At 71.8% G+C, this 15,540-nt stretch carries 12 protein-coding genes and 4 pseudogenes; 15 read left to right on the top strand and 1 reads right to left on the bottom strand.

Annotation, left to right across the window (positions count from 1 at the left end; translation table 11 throughout):
• Nucleotides 1–65 precede the first annotated feature (65 nt).
• Nucleotides 66–1,913, top strand: a pseudogene (locus ASC99_RS21480) (collagenase); the annotation flags it as partial.
• Between the two features lie 307 nt (nt 1,914–2,220).
• Nucleotides 2,221–2,439, top strand: coding sequence for a PPC domain-containing protein (locus ASC99_RS40825; protein ID WP_235502962.1), 219 nt, complete (start codon nt 2,221–2,223; stop codon nt 2,437–2,439).
• Between the two features lie 73 nt (nt 2,440–2,512).
• On the opposite strand, the gene ASC99_RS21475 is transcribed toward ASC99_RS40825, so the two are convergent.
• Nucleotides 2,513–3,496, bottom strand: a complete 984-nt coding sequence (locus tag ASC99_RS21475) for a LuxR C-terminal-related transcriptional regulator (RefSeq protein ID WP_235502929.1) — start codon at nt 3,494–3,496, stop codon at nt 2,513–2,515.
• Nucleotides 3,497–3,832: 336 nt separating this feature from the next.
• On the opposite strand from ASC99_RS21475, the gene ASC99_RS21470 reads away from it, so the two are divergent.
• From ASC99_RS21470 to ASC99_RS40805, 13 genes and pseudogenes are all read left to right on the top strand, one after another.
• A complete protein-coding gene (locus ASC99_RS21470) occupies nt 3,833–4,015 on the top strand; it encodes a hypothetical protein (protein ID WP_057234532.1) in 183 nt (60 codons plus the stop codon).
• Between the two features lie 193 nt (nt 4,016–4,208).
• Nucleotides 4,209–5,375: an AAA family ATPase gene (locus tag ASC99_RS21465; protein WP_057234530.1), complete on the top strand. Its 1,167-nt coding sequence runs from the start codon at nt 4,209–4,211 to the stop codon at nt 5,373–5,375.
• Between the two features lie 250 nt (nt 5,376–5,625).
• Nucleotides 5,626–6,114, top strand: coding sequence for a cobalamin B12-binding domain-containing protein (locus ASC99_RS21460; RefSeq protein ID WP_057234528.1), 489 nt, complete (start codon nt 5,626–5,628; stop codon nt 6,112–6,114).
• Nucleotides 6,111–7,421: a methylaspartate mutase gene (locus ASC99_RS21455; protein WP_057234525.1), complete on the top strand. Its 1,311-nt coding sequence runs from the start codon at nt 6,111–6,113 to the stop codon at nt 7,419–7,421. Before ASC99_RS21460 ends, ASC99_RS21455 begins: the two co-directional genes overlap by 4 nt.
• The gene (locus ASC99_RS21450; RefSeq protein WP_057234523.1) at nt 7,418–8,434 is read left to right on the top strand and encodes an asparagine synthetase A; all 1,017 of its coding nucleotides are present in this window, start codon (nt 7,418–7,420) and stop codon (nt 8,432–8,434) included. The genes ASC99_RS21455 and ASC99_RS21450 overlap by 4 nt, the downstream gene beginning before the upstream one ends.
• The gene (locus tag ASC99_RS21445; RefSeq protein WP_057234521.1) at nt 8,431–9,717 is read left to right on the top strand and encodes a glutamate synthase-related protein; all 1,287 of its coding nucleotides are present in this window, start codon (nt 8,431–8,433) and stop codon (nt 9,715–9,717) included. Before ASC99_RS21450 ends, ASC99_RS21445 begins: the two co-directional genes overlap by 4 nt.
• Entirely contained in the window at nt 9,710–10,969 is a 1,260-nt protein-coding gene (locus ASC99_RS21440; protein ID WP_057234519.1) for an MFS transporter, read from the top strand. The genes ASC99_RS21445 and ASC99_RS21440 overlap by 8 nt, the downstream gene beginning before the upstream one ends.
• Complete coding sequence (locus ASC99_RS21435; protein ID WP_057234517.1) at nt 10,962–12,377, top strand: amidase family protein; 1,416 nt, start codon at nt 10,962–10,964, stop codon at nt 12,375–12,377. Before ASC99_RS21440 ends, ASC99_RS21435 begins: the two co-directional genes overlap by 8 nt.
• A 111-nt stretch (nt 12,378–12,488) precedes the next feature.
• Nucleotides 12,489–12,710, top strand: a complete 222-nt coding sequence (locus tag ASC99_RS21430; protein WP_057234515.1) for an MbtH family protein — start codon at nt 12,489–12,491, stop codon at nt 12,708–12,710.
• Nucleotides 12,711–12,774: 64 nt separating this feature from the next.
• A pseudogene (locus tag ASC99_RS40820) lies at nt 12,775–14,415 on the top strand (condensation domain-containing protein); the annotation flags it as partial.
• Between the two features lie 63 nt (nt 14,416–14,478).
• Nucleotides 14,479–15,004, top strand: a pseudogene (locus ASC99_RS40815) (AMP-binding protein); the annotation flags it as partial.
• 21 nt (nt 15,005–15,025) lie between these two features.
• Nucleotides 15,026–15,309: pseudogene (locus ASC99_RS40810) on the top strand (AMP-binding protein); the annotation flags it as partial.
• Between the two features lies 1 nt (nt 15,310).
• Nucleotides 15,311–15,540: AMP-binding protein (locus ASC99_RS40805; RefSeq protein WP_235583089.1), on the top strand; the 230-nt coding region annotated here is incomplete at both ends.

Here is a 15,540-nt window from a genome sequence, read left to right as displayed (position 1 = left end):
CGCAGTTGATACCTGCAGATACCCGCCGGACTCTTTCGTAGTCAGTGTGATGTGTGCCATTTTACATGTCACACATCAAGCGGTCGCGCCCCCCAAGCACGCGGCCACTACCCGGCCCGGAGGCCCCCACCGTGCGACCCTCCCGGATACCGATGGCCCACCTGGGCCGTCTGCTCACCCTCGCGTTCGCGTTCCTGCTCACGCTCGGCTTCTTCGCCCCGCAGAGCCGTGCGGCGAGCAACGCCCCGGCCGCCCCCGCCGGCCAGCCCTCGTCCCGGGCCATCCCGGTGCCCAAGTCCGCCGAGGTACCGAAGGACGGGCGCCCGACCCCGGGCGCCGCGACCGACGCCGCCGACGCCCCGAAGGCCGCCGCCACCCTGCCCGCCGTCGCGGCGAAGCAGTCCAAGCAGCTGCGCTCCGCGCCGGCCGCCGACGCGGTCGCCGCCGCCTGCAACTTCACCACCAGCACCGGCAGCGCACTGGTCCAGCAGGTCAAGGCCGCGAGCCTGGACTGTGTGAACTCGCTGTTCAACCTCACCGGCACCGACGCCCAGAGCACCTTCCGCGAGTCGCAGATGGTGACCGTGGCCAACGCCCTGCGGGACAGCGCCGCTTCGTACAACGGCACCAACTCCGGCTCGGCCGGCCAGCTGGTGCTCTTCCTGCGTGCGGGCTACTACGTGCAGTGGAAGTACCCGGACGCCGTCGGCACCTACAACTCCCCGCTGCAGACCGCGATCCGCGGCGGTCTGGACGCGTTCTTCGCCGCCCCGCGCTCCAAGGACGTCACCCAGGCCAACGGTGAGACGCTGGCCGAGGCCGTCACCCTGATCGACAGCGCCCAGGAGAACGCCCGCTACACCGGCGTGGTCAAGGGCCTGCTGAACAGCTACAACGGCAGCTACACCGGCGCCATGTACGACGCGGTGGCCAACACCAAGACGGTGATCGAGCGCGGCACCGAGCTGCCCGCCTTCGTCGCCGCCCTGCAGGCCGACGCCGGCTTCGCCGGTGCGATGTCCGGCTTCGTCACCCGCAACAGCTCGATGATCAACGGCGGCGACCTGGCCACCGACATCGGCATCCAGCTCGGCGGCCTGCTCGCCGTCCCGGAGCTCAAGGCGCAGGCCAGGCCGCTGGTCAAGGATCTGGTCAACCGCTACCCGCTGGTCGGCGCGACCGGGCCGCTCACCATGAACCTGGCCTGGTTCGCCGAGAAGCGCGACACCGGCAACTGCTCCTACTACGGCCTCTGTGACCTGCCCACCCGGCTGGTCCCGCTGGTCCTGACGATCAACCACACCTGCAGCCCGAGCCTGCGGATCCGCGCGCAGCAGATGACCGCCACCGAGCTGGTCGACACCTGCACCAGCCTGGCCAACCAGGACGCGTTCTTCCACCAGCTGGTCAAGGACAACGGCCCGGTCGCGGGCGACGTGAACACCGCCCTGGAGGTGGTGGTCTTCGACGCCTACTACGACTACAGCCTCTACGCCTGGTCGATCTACGACATCGAGGTCGACAACGGCGGCATGTACCTGGAGGGCGACCCGTCGAAGGTCGGCAACCAGGCCCGCTTCATCGCCCACGAGGCCAGCTGGCTGCGTCCGGCCTTCTCGATCTGGAACCTCAACCACGAGTACACCCACTACCTCGACGGCCGCTACAACATGCTCGGCGACTTCGACGCAGGTGTCGCCACCCCGACCATCATGTGGGTCGAGGGTGTCGCCGAGTACGTCTCCTACAGCTACCGCAACGTCCGCTACGACGACGCGATCGCCCAGGCCGCCCAGGGCACGTACAAGCTGAGCCAGCTGTTCGACACCACCTACGACAACGCGGACTCCACCCGGATCTACAACTGGGGCTACCTGGCAGTCCGTTACATGCTCCAGTCGCACCCGCAGGACGTCACCACGCTGCTCGGCCACTACCGCACCGGCAACTGGGCGGCCGCCCGCACCCTGCTCCTACCGCACCGGCAACTGGGCGGCCGCCCGCACCCTGCTCACCTCCACCATCGGCACCCGCTACGACGCCGACTTCACCACCTGGCTGACCGCCTGCGGCGCCGGCAACTGCGGCACCCTGCCGCCGGTCCAGGCCCCGCTGTGTACCAACGCCGACGCCCGCCAGTTCGACAAGAACTGCCGCCGCGACAACGCGACCGCCGCCACCGGGAACTACAGCTACAGCTTCCTGTACCTGCCCGCCGGGGTGCAGAGCCTGACCATCACCACCGCCGGTGGCACCGGCAACGCCGACCTCTACTACAACGGCGGCAGCTGGGCCACCACCGGCTCGTACCTGCAGAGGTCCACCAACAGCGGCAACGGCGAGACGCTGACCATCAGCAACCCGCCGGCCGGCTGGGTCTACTTCAGCCTGTACGCCCAGCAGGGCTTCTCCGGCACCACGGTCACCACGCGGTACTAGACCGGTAGTTCACGCTTCACGCAGACAGCAGAGCCCCGCAGGCCGGTCACCGGCCTGCGGGGCTCCCCGCTTGCTACTCCCCGGCGCGGGCCGTCGCCGGGCTGCCCAGGGTGCCGGTGGGGTTCAGGTCGACGCCCAACTCGCTGATCAGGAAGCCCGCGTGCAGCCTGCTGCGGGCGCCGAGCTTGTCCATGATGTCGGAGACGTGGCGCTGGCAGGTGCGCAGCGACATCCCCATCCGGCGGGCGATCGCCCGGTCCTCCAGACCCTGGACCAGCATCCGGACGATGGACAGCTTCATGTCCTCGGAGATCGCCAGCACCCGCTCCTGGCTGTAGTTCTCCGGGAAGGGCGTGGCGCTGGTCCAGGCGCGCTCGAAGGCGCCGATGGCGAAGTCGACCAGGCTCGGGTCGCGGAGCAGCAGGCAGCCCGCGTCGCTGTCGCGCAGCGCGATCACGGCGGCCGACTGGTCGAAGGCCAGCATCCGCATGAACCCGTCGCCGAGGGTGCGGATCTCGGCACCGATCCGGGACACGTGGTCGACGTACTCCACCGTCACCGTGCTGAACTGGGCGGTGTGTTGGTACAGCGTGCGCATCCGGACGCCTCGCCGCAGCACCCGCTCGGTCTTCTCCAGCGACTCCTTGAGCACGTCGTCCTTGCGGGCGCCGCCCGGCTGCGAGGTGAGGATCTCGTGCTCGGCCCGGGCGGCCAGCTCGGTGATGGTGGCCCGGACGACATCCAGGTCGGTCAGCCGCTGTACGCCGCCGGAGTCACCCGGGGTGAACCTGGCCTGCTCGTAGACGGCCTGAAAGACCGTCAGCCGCTCCCTGGTCGCCTCGACCTCGCGGCGGCGCTCCTCGATCTCCTGCAGGGCCGGGGCCAACAGCTCGCTCGCCGCCGCCTCCGGCAGCCCGGCCACCACCATGCCGGGCCGGGTGGCCGAGCGTTTGAGCAGCCTGAGCTCCAGCAGCCGGTCGACCCGCGCCGGGCCGGCCGGACCGGCCCGCAGCTCGTCGCCGTCCACCTGCTGCCGCTCGACCACGTACTGGAACAACTCCAGTTCCTCCTGGCCGAGTTGGCCAACTAACGAGGAGATACCAGGTGCTACGGAGGCCAAGATCACAGTCCCATCCCGGTCGAATGTGCATGCGAGGAAAGCGTCCGCAATCGTAACGTGCGCCGGGTGCACGAGCACCCGATGAACCCTCGATTCCTTCACTGCGCAAGCACATCGGGACCACTCTGTCCGACTATGTCAGGTATGGACCCCTCGTGTCTGCGTCATGGCGTACTCACGACCCCTTGAGGGGCCTTACCGGCCATTCCCCCGGGCGGCAGACTCCAGGTGTCGGGATAACCCGGAGAGCACCCGGATTCTGGAGGGGAAACCATGGACCGCAAGATTCTCACCACGGCCGCCGTATTCGTCGCCGCGACTGTCGCCGCCCTTGCCGCCACCTTGACGGTGGGCTCGGCCGCCGCCGACTCGGTCGCCGGCGGCGACACCCAGACCCCGGTCGTCACCGTGCTGCCTTCGCCCAGCCCGACCGCCGCTGACCTGGGCTGGGGCTGACCCGTCCGCCGGAGTCGGACCACACCGGACGGCCACCCGACCCGGGCGGCCCCGGCGGCGGAGGACGGCTCGGGACACCCCACCCGAGCGGCGGCAGGGGTCCACCCCTAGTACCCCACTATTACCGCCGGACCCGCAGGACACAATCATTCCGGACAGAGAGACGTGGTGAACGGAAACCGTGGACGAAACGATGATTTCCGTCCGATTCTCCGGGCTGCTCCGGGAATTCCGCAGGAACTCCGGACTGACCCAGCAGGAACTGGCCGACCTCTCCGCGCTGAGCGTGCGCGCGGTACGGGACCTGGAGTCCGGCCGGGTGCACCGGCCGCGCCGGGAGACCGTCCGGCTGCTGGTCACCACCCTGCGCCTGGAGGGCGCCCGCCGGGCCGCCTTCGAGGAGGCCGCGGCGGCCGAGCCCGCCGAACCCGCCCCTCTCAACAGCCCGTTCACCATGCTCGGCCGGGCCGACGAGGTCCGCACGCTGCTGGAACTGCTGCGCTCCGGCGGGCAGCGGCTGATCTCGCTCACCGGACTCCCCGGCGTCGGCAAGACCCGGCTCGCCACCGAGGTGGCCGAGCGACTGCGGGCGAGCGGCTGGCAGATCTGCTGGAGCCCGGGCAGCCGGCCCCCCGTCGGCGATGCCCTGCTGGTGCTCGACGGTGCACCGCCGAGCGACCCCGGAATCGGTGAACTCCTGCGCAGGCACCCGGGTTTGCGCGTACTGGCGACCGCCACCGGGCCGCTCAGGCTGCCGGGGGAACGCGTGATGCCGCTGGCCCCGCTGGCCGCTCCCCGGCCGGCGCCCGGTGCGGACCCGGCGACGCTGCTCCGGCAGGACGCCGTTCAGCTCTTCCTCTCGCACGTCCGCCGGGTCCGGCCCGGCTACCGGTTCGCCGCCGGTGAGGTGGCTGTGGTGGCCGAGCTCTGCAGGCGGCTCGACGGGCTGCCGGCCGCGATCGAGCACGCCGCCGACTGGTGCCTGATCCACTCGCCGCACCGGCTGCTCACCTGGGCCAGGGAGGACCCGCTCGCGGTGGCCTGCTCTCCGGTCGCCGACGGCACCGGGCCCGACCTGCGTACCGCCGTCCGCGCGGCGGCCGAGGAACTCGGCTCAGGACCCGGTCAGTTGCTCCGTCTGCTGGCCGTCAGCGGTCGTCCCCGTACCTTCGAGGAGATCGTCGGGTACGTCGGCCGGCCGGCCGCCGAGGTGGCCAAGGGCGTACACGCGCTGCTGCTGCGCGGGCTGGTCCGCAGCACCCCCGGGGGCGGCGCCGAGTGCTTCACCGTGCCGCGCCTGGTCCGTCGCGCGCTCGCCGAACTCCCGCTGCCGGGTGTCCGGTTGCTCGCCGCGGTCTGAGCCCCGCCGCGCTCTGAGTCTCGGCCCGAGCTGCTGCCCGAGCTGCTGGCCGACCTCCTGCCCGAGCGGCAGAGTCCGAACCGCCGCTCTGCTGCCGGTCCCAACTGCCTGGCCCGCCCCGCTCCGCTGCCTAGCGTCTGCTACCGGCGCCACCACCGGAGCGCCTCCGCCGACCAGGCCGGTGCCCTGCGCCCCGCATCCTGCACCCCGCCGCTCGGCGAGCCCACCATCACCCCTGTGAGAGTCGATCATGGAGCTGGACAATCACCCCTGCCCACCCGCCCTCGGGCCGGGCGCCCAAGGCCTGGACGTCGTGGTCACCAGCGTGGCCTCCGACGCGCACACCTGGAACCTGATCTACCTTCAGCTGCTGCTGGAGGAGCTCGGCCACCGGGTGACCAACCTCGGCTCCTGCGTGCCGGACCAGCTGATGGTCGACGAGTGCCGGACCCGCCGCCCCGACCTGATCGTCCTCTCCACCGTCAACGGCCACGGCCTGAACGACGGGCGCCGGGTGATCGGGCAGCTCAGGGACTGCGCCGAGCTGCGCACCACCCCGATCGTGATCGGCGGCAAGCTCGGCATCTCCGGCGCCGAACAGGGGTCGCACGTCGGTGAGTTGGTGAACGCCGGCTTCGACGCGGTGTTCGAGGACAGCGCGGGCATCGTCGGCTTCCACGAATTCGTCCGGGCACTGCCGGCCGCCCGCCGGGCCCTGCCCGCCGGGGGTCTCCGATGACCCCGCCCGTGCTGCCCGCAGGATCGTTCGGCGGCTTCGTGCAGGCCGCCCGCCGCTCCGGCCACCTGGTGGTGCAGCCCCGGATGGGGATGAGCGACCCGTACCTGATGCGCGAGGGCCTGCTGGCCACCCGGCGGGCCGACGCCAGCACCGTCGGCACCATCACGCTGGACAGCTACACCCGGGTCGGCGACCACGAGGCGGCCCGCCGAGCGCTGGCCGAGGGCGTACCCCTGAACGGCTACCCGATCGTGGCGTACAGCACCGCCACCACCCGGGCCGTCACCGACGGGATCGCCGGTACCGGCTTCCCGGTCCAGGTCCGGCACGGCTCGGCCGCGCCGCAGGACATCCTGGAGGCGGTGGTGGCCGCCGGTCTGACGGCCAGTGAGGGCGGGCCGATCTCCTACTGCCTGCCCTACAGCCGGACCCCGATCGAGCAGTCGGTGGCCAACTGGGAGGCCAGCTGCGCCATCCTGGCCCGGCTGCGCGAGCACGGCGCCGAGCCGCACCTGGAGACCTTCGGCGGCTGCATGATGGGCCAACTCGCCCCGCCCGGGCTGCTGGTGGCGATCAGCGTGCTGGAAGCGCTGTTCTTCCGTCAGCACGGGCTGCGCAGCGTCTCGCTCAGCTACGCCCAGCAGACCCACCCGGAGCAGGACGAGGAGGCGGTCACCGCCCTCGGCCGGATCGCCGCCGCCCTGCTCGGCGACCTGGACTGGCACCTCGTCATCTACGCCTACATGGGCGTCTACCCGCGCACCCCGGGCGGCGCCCGGCTGCTGCTCCAGGAGGCGGCCAGGCTCGCGGTGCGCACCGGCGCGGCCCGGCTGATCGTGAAGACCTCCGCCGAGGCGCACCGGATTCCCACCATCGCCGAGAACGTCACCGCCCTGGAGGCCGCCGCCCGCGCCTCCGAGCAGGTCCGGCCCACCGCGAGCGTCCAGGACACCGGCATCCACCAGGAGGCCCTGGGCCTGGTGCAGGCCGTGCTCGACCTGGACCAGGATCTCGGCCGGGCGCTCACCAAGGCGTTCGCGCTCGGGGTGCTGGACGTCCCGTACTGCCTGCACCCCGACAACGCCGGCCAGGCCCGCAGCTATCTCGACTCGGCCGGGCGGCTGCACTGGTCCGACACCGGCGCGATGCCGGTGCGCGGCACCGGGCGCGGCGTCGGCCGGATGACCTCGGCCGGCCTGCTCGGCTCGCTCTCCTACGTCCAGCAGCGGTTCGACCGGCTCGCGGTCGAGACCGCGGGCCTTCGCCAACTCACCTCCCCCGCCCCGCAGAAGGAGTACGCCCGATGACCACCACCGCCGACGCCCCGACCACCCGGGGGCTGCTGCTCCCGCCGGCCGACCCCCGGCAGCACCTCACCTCGCCGACCACCCGCACCGTGCTCCGGCTCCAGCAGCACATGCTGGCGGCGGCCCGCGAGTACCTGACCGGCGCCGGGTTCGCCGAGATGCTGCCGCCGATCATCGGCCCGGTCACCGACCCGGGCGGGCGCGGCTCCAAGCAGGTGGACGTCGACTTCTACGGCCACAAGTACAAGCTGATGACCAGTGCGATCCTCTACAAGCAGGCTTCGCTGCTGGCCTTCCCGAAGATCTTCTGCATCGCCCCGAACGTCCGCCTGGAGCCGCTGGAGACCGCCAACACCAGCCGCCACCTGGCCGAGTTCCACCAGATCGACGTGGAGATGGCCGGGGCCTCCCGGGACCAGATCACCGCTGTGCTGGAGGAGTTGGTCCGGCACATCGTCTCCCGGGTGGTCACCGACCTGCCCGAGGAGTTCGCGGCGCTGGGCCGGGACACCTCGGTCTTCACCGCCCTGCTGAACCAGGCCTTCGGCCGCCGTACCCATGCCGAGGCGGTGGCCGAGCTGATCGGCCTCGGCCACCCGCAGAACCCGGACGCCGAGATCGACTGGGAGGGCGAGGCGCTGCTCTCCGGCCGGGCCGCCCAGCCGTTCTTCGTCACCGACTACCCGAAGGGCTCGCGCGGCTTCTACGACCGGGAGAGCGCCCAGGACCCGGGCGTGCTGCGGAACTTCGACCTGCTGGCGCCCGAGGGCTACGGCGAGCTGTGCAGCGGCAGCGAGCGCGAGTACGACTACGCCCGGATCGTCACCCGGATGCGGGAGACCGGCGAGAACCCGGCCAAGTACGGCTGGTACCTCAAGCTGGTCCGCGAGGGCATCCCGGCCAGCGCGGGCTTCGGCATCGGGGTCGAGCGGTTCACCCGCTACCTGGCCGGTCTGGACTCTGCCTGGCAGGCCAATGCCTTCCCCAAGCTGCCCGGGGTGGTGTCGCCGTGACCGGCCTGAGCAGCAGAGGCTTCCCGGAGCGGGCGGTCCGCGAGCGGGCCAGGCTCGGGGCGGCCGCCGCCTTCCCGGCCGATGCCCACTACGGCCACACCCTGTTCGGCGCCGATCCCACCCACTCGGACGACCCGTTGGACCAACTGCGGATCACCCCACCGGTGTTCATGCCGCAGCGGTTGGAGAAGCTGATCGAGCTGGGCCGCGAGCCGCTGCACACCGACGTCGCGCTGGAGACCGTGATCGGTGGCCTGCGGTCCACCCTGCCGCTCTACCTCTCCGCCTTCGGCTCCACCCGAGCGGCCGGCACCGGCCAGGTGCTGGCCGCCAGTCGGCAGGCCGGGCGGCTGGGCATCCCGATGGTGATCGGCGAGAACATCGTGCCGATGAGCGGCTACGGCCGGGGCGGCGAGCAGACCCGGCGTACCGCGCTCGGCCGGATCGCCGCCTACCTGGACGAACTCCCGGACGGGCTGGGCGGGGTGGCGGTGCAGCAGAGCACCGAGGACGCCGACGCCGAGGTGTGGAACCTGGTCTACAGCGACCCGGCCGCCCAGCCGCTGCTGGACAGCGGACGGCTGGCCTTCGAGCTGAAGGTGGGTCAGGGCGCCAAGCCGGGCCTGGGCGGGATGACCGTACTGGACCGGACCGCCGCCGCCCGAGTGGACGAACAGTTCGCGCTGGACGAGGTGTTCGGCCCGGACGCCGACCGGGTGCTGCGGTGCAGCAGCCCTGGCACCTTCACCGAGGAGATCCTGCGTCAGCAGATCCGGCTGATGCGCAACAACTACCCCCGGGTGAAGGTCTGGGTGAAGCTGCACCCCGGCCGCGACGTGGCGCTCGCCGCCGACATCGCCTGGACCGCCGGCGCCGACTCGGTCACCGTGGACGGCGCCGAGGGCGGCACCGGCTGGGCGCCGGTCGCCACCATCGCGCACTCCGGGCTGCCGCTCGGCGAGTGCCTGGCCCGGATCGGCCCCCGGGCCGACTGCCTGCTGACCTCGGGACGGTTCTGGGAGGGCAGCCGGGTGGTGAAGAGCCTGGCCCTGGGCGCCACCGCCGCCGGTCTCGGCCGGGCCGCCCTGCTGGCCACCGACGAGGACCCGGAGGCAGGCCTGACCAGGCTGGTGGAGTGCCTGGCCCTCGAACTGCGGCTGCTGATCAGCTCGCTCGGCAAGTACGCCCCCGCCGCCCTCGGTCCCGAGGACGTCTGGCCGACCCCCGCGCCGTTGGCCGCGGCCCCGGCCCACCGAATCCCGGAGGTACTCCGCCATGGCTGACACCCTGCCCCGCACCGAGAACGAACCGGTGCCCAAGCGCGCCGACGGGCCGCTCGGCCTGAACTACCTGTCCTTCACCGGGGCGATGAGCCTGTCCCAACTCGGCGACTCCGCCTGGTACGTGGCACTGACCTGGACCCTGATCCGGGACGTCAGCCCGGCGATGACCGGCACCGTGCTGATGCTGGCCAGCCTGCCCCGGCTGATCGGACTGCTCGGCGGCGGCGTGATCGCCGACCGCAGCGGACCGCGCCGGGTGATGGTGATCACCGACCTGCTGCGCGGCGTGGTGATGCTGGGCGCCGCGCTGGCGGTCGGCCTGAGCACGCCGTCGGTACCGATCCTGCTCGGCGCCGCGCTGCTGCTCGCCTTCATCAGCGCCTTCTTCATCCCCGCCTCGGGCTCGGTGAAGCCGCTCATCCTGGCCGACAAGGACCTGGTCCGCGGCAACGCGCTGTTCGTCTTCGGCATCCGCGGCGGACAGGCGGCCGGCGGCCCGATCGGCGCCTGGCTGATCGCCCTCGGCGGCGTCCCGCTGGTGGCCGTCGCCAACGCGGCCAGCTTCCTGCTCTCCGCCTTCGCCTCCTCCCGGGTGCGGTACACCCGGGAGCCGGTCGCCCCCGTCGCCCCCACCGGGGAGAAGCCGCCGTTCAAGGAGATGCTCCTGGACGGGCTGCGCTACCTGGGCAAGGAGCGCCGGATCCGGCTGGTGATCCTGGTGATCGCGCTGACCGAGCTGGCCTGCGCCCCGCCGGTCAACATCGGCCTGGTGCTGCTCTCCAACCGCCTCGAGGCGGGCGCCACCGGAGCGGGCCTGCTGCTCACCGGCTACACGGTCGGCGCGGTGGCCAGCTCGGTGGTCACCATGGCCTGGCCGCCCGGCCGGCGCGGCGGGCTGGTGCTGACCCTCGGGGTCTCCGCCTCGGCGGTCTGCCTGACCGCGATGGCCTTCATCGACTCGCTCCCGCTCGGCATGCTGCTGTACGGCGTACTCGGCCTGGTGACCGGTCAGTTCGGCCTGGTGCTGGTGTCGATGGCACAGCGCTGGACCGAGCCCGCGATGCGCGGCCGGGTGATGTCGGTGCTCTCGCTGGCCATCTTCGCCTGCGCCCCGCTGGCCAACGTGGCGGTCGGCACCATGGTGACGCTGCTCGGCTTCACCACCGCGATGACGGTCTTCGCCGCCTTCGCGGTCGCCGCCGCCCTGATCGTGGTCGGCACCCCGAGCCTGCGGGGTGTCTGCCTTGACTGACACCGAACACCTGGATCGCAGCACCTCGGCCTTCCCCGAACTACCGGAACTACACCAGCAGTTGCGTGATGGACGGCTCACCAGCGTGTCACTCACCCGGCGCTGCCTGGACCGGATCGAGCTGGTCGACCCGCTGGTGCGGGCGGTCCTAGCGGTGGACGACAGCGCCCTGGAGCAGGCGGCCCAGGCCGACCGCAGATACGCCGCCGGGGCCGAACGCGGCCCGCTGGACGGCATCCCGGTCCTGGTCAAGGACAACATCGACACGGCCGGCCTGGCGGGCACGGGCTCCCGGCTGCTGGCCGGGAACCCGCCCCGCCGGGACGCCGGAATCGTCAACCGGCTGCGGGCGGCGGGCGCGGTGGTGCTCGGCAAGACCAACCTCTCCGAGTGGTCCAACTTCCGCTCCACCCAGGCCACCGAGGGCTGGTCCGGAGCGGGCGGCCAGACCCGCAACCCGTACCGGCTGGACCGCAGCCCCGGCGGTTCCTCGGCCGGCTCGGCGGTGGCGGTCGCCACCGGAATGGCGCCGCTGGCGCTCGGCACCGAGACCGACGGGTCGATCGTCGGCCCGGCCGGACTGTGCGGGGTGGTCGGGGTGAAACCCGAGACCGGGCTGCTGCCGCTGGACGGCATCGTGCCGATCTCGCCGGTCCAGGACACCGTCGGGGTACTGGCCGCCCGGCTCGGCGACGCCGTCCTCGCGCTGGCGGCGCTGACCGGGCGGCCCCCCGCCGAGCCCGACCGGGCGATGCTCCGGGTCGGTCTCTGGCGGGTGCCCCGGATGCCCGGCGCGGTGGATGCCGTACTCGACTCCGCGGTACAGGCGCTGCGTTCGGCCGGGGTCGCGGTGGTGCCGATCGACCTGGCGCTGGAACGGCAGACCGTCGAGGACGGGCTGCTGGCGATGTACGCGGAGTTCCGGCCCGGCCTGGAGGCGTACCTGCGCGGCCGTCCCGGCTGTCCGCAGACCCTGGCCGAGCTGATCGAGGGCAACCAGGCCGACCCGGTGGAACTCTCGCTCTTCGACCAGGACCTGTTCGAGCAGGCCCAGTTGATCGGCGAGGCGGAACGGGCCAAGGCCGGGCAGGCCCGGCAGAGCTCGCGCGAACAGGCCAGGAAGCTGCTCGACCGCACCATGCGCCGGTACGGCGTCCAGGCCGTGCTGGCGGCCACCAACGAACCGGCACCCGTCATCGACTACGAGCTCGGCGACCCCGGCACCCCCGGCAGCTCCACCCCCGCCGCGTTGGCCGGCTATCCGAACATCTCGCTTCCGGTCGGCCACTTCCGTGAACTCCCGGTCGGCCTCTCGGTGTTCGGCCCGCCCACGCTGGACCGGCTGCTGCCCGTGGCACTCCGGCTGGCCGAGGCCTGCGCCGTCCGGCGCACCCCCGCGCTGCGCTGAGACGGCCGGCGGAACTGCCGGTCAACTGCCCTGCACTACTTCCCCGAACGGCCCGGAAACGCTCATAGCGTTTTCCCCGTCAGCGAATTCGACAAGTCCCAGGAGGACGAGATGAGCAACCCCTTCGAGAACGAGGACGGACAGTTCCTGGTCCTGGTCAACCACGAGAACCAGCACTCCCTGTGGCCCGCCGGCATCGAGGTCCCGGCTGGCTGGAACACCGTGCAGGACGCCTCTCCCCGGGCCACCTGCCTGGCCTACATCGAGGAGAACTGGACCGACCTGCGGCCCGCGAGCCTGATCGCCGGCAGCCCGTACGCCAAGAGTTCCTGACCGTCATTCATCCGCACGAGGGCGGGACCGCGTGAGGTCGAATGCCCTGGCTCCGGGAGGCCCGATGATTCCGCTGTCCTTTGCCCAGGCTCGCCTCTGGTTCCTCAACCAGGTCGAGGGGCCCAGCCCGACCTACAACGTCCCACTCACCGTCCGACTGCGCGGCCCGCTCGACCGGGAGGCCCTGCGGGCCGCGGTCACCGATCTGACCGACCGGCACGAGGCGCTGCGCACCGTGTACGTGGAGCGGGACGGCAGCCCCTGGCAGCAGGTGCTGGACCAGCCCACGCCGGTCTGGTCGGTCGCCGCCCACACGCCGGAGGCGGTCCGCACCGCCGCCGCGCACGGCTTCGACCTGGCGACCGAACTACCGCTCCGGGCCCACCTGTTCCAGGCCGGGCCGACCGATCACACGCTGCTGCTGGTGCTGCACCACATCGCGGCCGACGGCTGGTCGCTGGGCCCGCTGGTACGGGACCTGGCGACCGCCTACCGGGCCCGCAGCGCCGGCGGGGCGGCACCGGAGTGGGAGCCGCTGCCGGTGCAGTACTCCGACTACACGCTCTGGCAGCAGGAGCTGCTCGGCTCGGCCGACGACCCGGAGAGCCTGCTCTTCCAGCAACTCACGTACTGGCGCTCGGCGCTGGCCGAGCTGCCGGAGGAGCTGACCGTCCCGACCGACCGGGCCAGGCCCGCCTCACCCTCGTACCACGGTGACGTGCTGGCCACCCGGATCGGCCCCGAACTGCACGGCAGGATCGCCGAGTTCGCCCGGGGCAGCGAGGCCACCCTGTTCATGGTGGTGCAGGCCGCGCTGGCCGCGCTGCTGTCCCGGCTGACCGGGAGCACCGACGTGCCGCTCGGCACGCCGGTGGCGGGGCGGACGGACCGTGAACTGGAGGACCTGGTCGGGTTCTTCGTCAACACCCTGGTGCTGCGCACCGACCTGTCGGGAGCGCCCAGCTTCCGGGAGCTGGTGGCCCGGGTCCGGGAATCCGACCTGGAGGCGTTCGCCCACCAGGACCTGCCGTTCGAGCGACTGGTGGAGGAGCTCAACCCGGCCCGCAGCCTGGCCAGGCACCCGCTGTTCCAGGTGATGCTGGTGCTCCAGAACAGCCCGGAGGCGGCGGCCGACTTCCCCGGTCTGACGGTCGAGACCGAGGTCATCGACCTGGACGTGGCCAAGTTCGACCTGATCGTGGAGCTGGCCGAGGGCTCGGCGGGCGAGGGCATCAGCCTGCTGATGAAGTACGCCACCGACCTGCTCGACCGGGAGTCGGTGGTCGCGCTGACGGACCGGCTGCTCCGGCTGATCGAAGCGGCCCTGACCGAACCGGATCTGCCGGTGGGTCAGTTGGACCTGCTGTCGGCGGCGGAGCGGCGGACGCTGGCGCTGGACTGGGCCGGTGCGCCCTCGCGGGTGTCGGCGGAGCGGACGGTGCACGAGCTGTTCGCCGAGCAGGCTTCCCGTGCTCCGGACGCGACGGCGCTGGTCTTCGGTGACGAGCGGGTGAGCTACCGCGAGTTGAACGAACGCTCTACCCAGCTCGCCCACCACCTGATCGCCTCAGGGCTCCAGCGTGGCGACGTCGCCGGGATCTACCTGGAACGCTCCATCCAGCTCGTCACCGCCGTACTCGCCGTCCTCAAGGCCGGCGGCACCTACACCATGCTCGACCCCGAGTTCCCCGTCGAACGCATCAACNAACGCTCCATCCAGCTCGTCACCGCCGTACTCGCCGTCCTCAAGGCCGGCGGCACCTACACCATGCTCGACCCCGAGTTCCCCGTCGAACGCATCAACTCCCTGCTGGCGAGCACCCAGGTGGTGGTCACCCGCGCAGCGCTGGCCGGCCGCCTGGCCGCCGACGAGATCCTGATCGAGCCCGCCGGCCTGTTCCCAGCCACCTCGCTGCCCCCGATCGCCGGGCCGCTGGACGCCGCCTGTCTGATGTTCACCTCCGGCTCCACCGGCACCCCGAAAGGAGTCCTCTCCCCGCACCGGGCCATCGTCGGCACCCTGCTCGGCCAGGACTTCGCCGCCCTCGACCCCCAGCAGACTTGGCTCCAGTGCTCCCCCGTCTCCTGGGACGCCTTCGCCCTCGAACTCTTCAGCCCGCTCCTCTCCGGCGGGGTCTGCGTCCTCCAGCCCGGCCAACGCCCCGAACCGACCGTGATCGCCGCCCTGGTCCGCGAACACGCCGTCACCACCCTGCACGTCTCCGCCAGCCTGCTGAACTTCCTCCTCGACGAGTACCCGCAGACCTTCACCGGCCTCCAGCAGGTGATGACCGNCAGCCTCCATCCCGCACGTCATGCGCCTGGTGCACAGCTTCCCGAAGATCCGCCTGGTGAACGGCTACTCCCCCGCCGAGTCCATGATCTTCACAGTCTCGCACCACGTCACGACCGACGACGCGACCCGCACCAGCATCCCGGTCGGCCGCGCCCTCAACGGCAAGCAACTCTGGGTGCTGGACCAGCGTCTGGCCCTGCTCCCGCCCGGCGTCACCGGCGAGCTCTACATGTCCGGCCTCGGCCTCGCCCACGGCTACACCGCCCAAACCGCCCTCACCGCCGAACGCTTCGTCGCCTGCCCNCCCGGCGTCACCGGCGAGCTCTACATGTCCGGCCTCGGCCTCGCCCACGGCTACACCGCCCAAACCGCCCTCACCGCCGAACGCTTCGTCGCCTGCCCCCACGGCAACCCCGGCGAACGCATGTACCGCACCGGCGACCTCGTCCGCTGGCTCCCCGACGGCACCCTCGAATTCCTCGGCCGCGCCGACGACCAGGTCAAAATCCGCGGCTTCCGCGTCGAACCCGGCGA

The organism is Kitasatospora sp. Root107 (assembly GCF_001424875.1).
GTDB lineage: Bacteria > Actinomycetota > Actinomycetes > Streptomycetales > Streptomycetaceae > Kitasatospora.
The sequence above is the reverse complement of the archived record's forward strand: the minus strand, read 5'-3'. Positions and strand labels throughout refer to the sequence as shown.

Excerpts from the sequence above, each read along its gene's own strand:
- ASC99_RS21470 (WP_057234532.1), top strand. The coding sequence starts at position 3,833 with ATGGACCGCAAGATTCTCACCACGGCCGCCGTATTCGTCGCCGCGACT.
- ASC99_RS21465 (WP_057234530.1), top strand. The coding sequence starts at position 4,209 with ATGATTTCCGTCCGATTCTCCGGGCTGCTCCGGGAATTCCGCAGGAAC.
- ASC99_RS21460 (WP_057234528.1), top strand. The coding sequence starts at position 5,626 with ATGGAGCTGGACAATCACCCCTGCCCACCCGCCCTCGGGCCGGGCGCC.
- ASC99_RS21455 (WP_057234525.1), top strand. The coding sequence starts at position 6,111 with ATGACCCCGCCCGTGCTGCCCGCAGGATCGTTCGGCGGCTTCGTGCAG.
- ASC99_RS21450 (WP_057234523.1), top strand. The coding sequence starts at position 7,418 with ATGACCACCACCGCCGACGCCCCGACCACCCGGGGGCTGCTGCTCCCG.
- ASC99_RS21440 (WP_057234519.1), top strand. The coding sequence starts at position 9,710 with ATGGCTGACACCCTGCCCCGCACCGAGAACGAACCGGTGCCCAAGCGC.
- ASC99_RS21430 (WP_057234515.1), top strand. The coding sequence starts at position 12,489 with ATGAGCAACCCCTTCGAGAACGAGGACGGACAGTTCCTGGTCCTGGTC.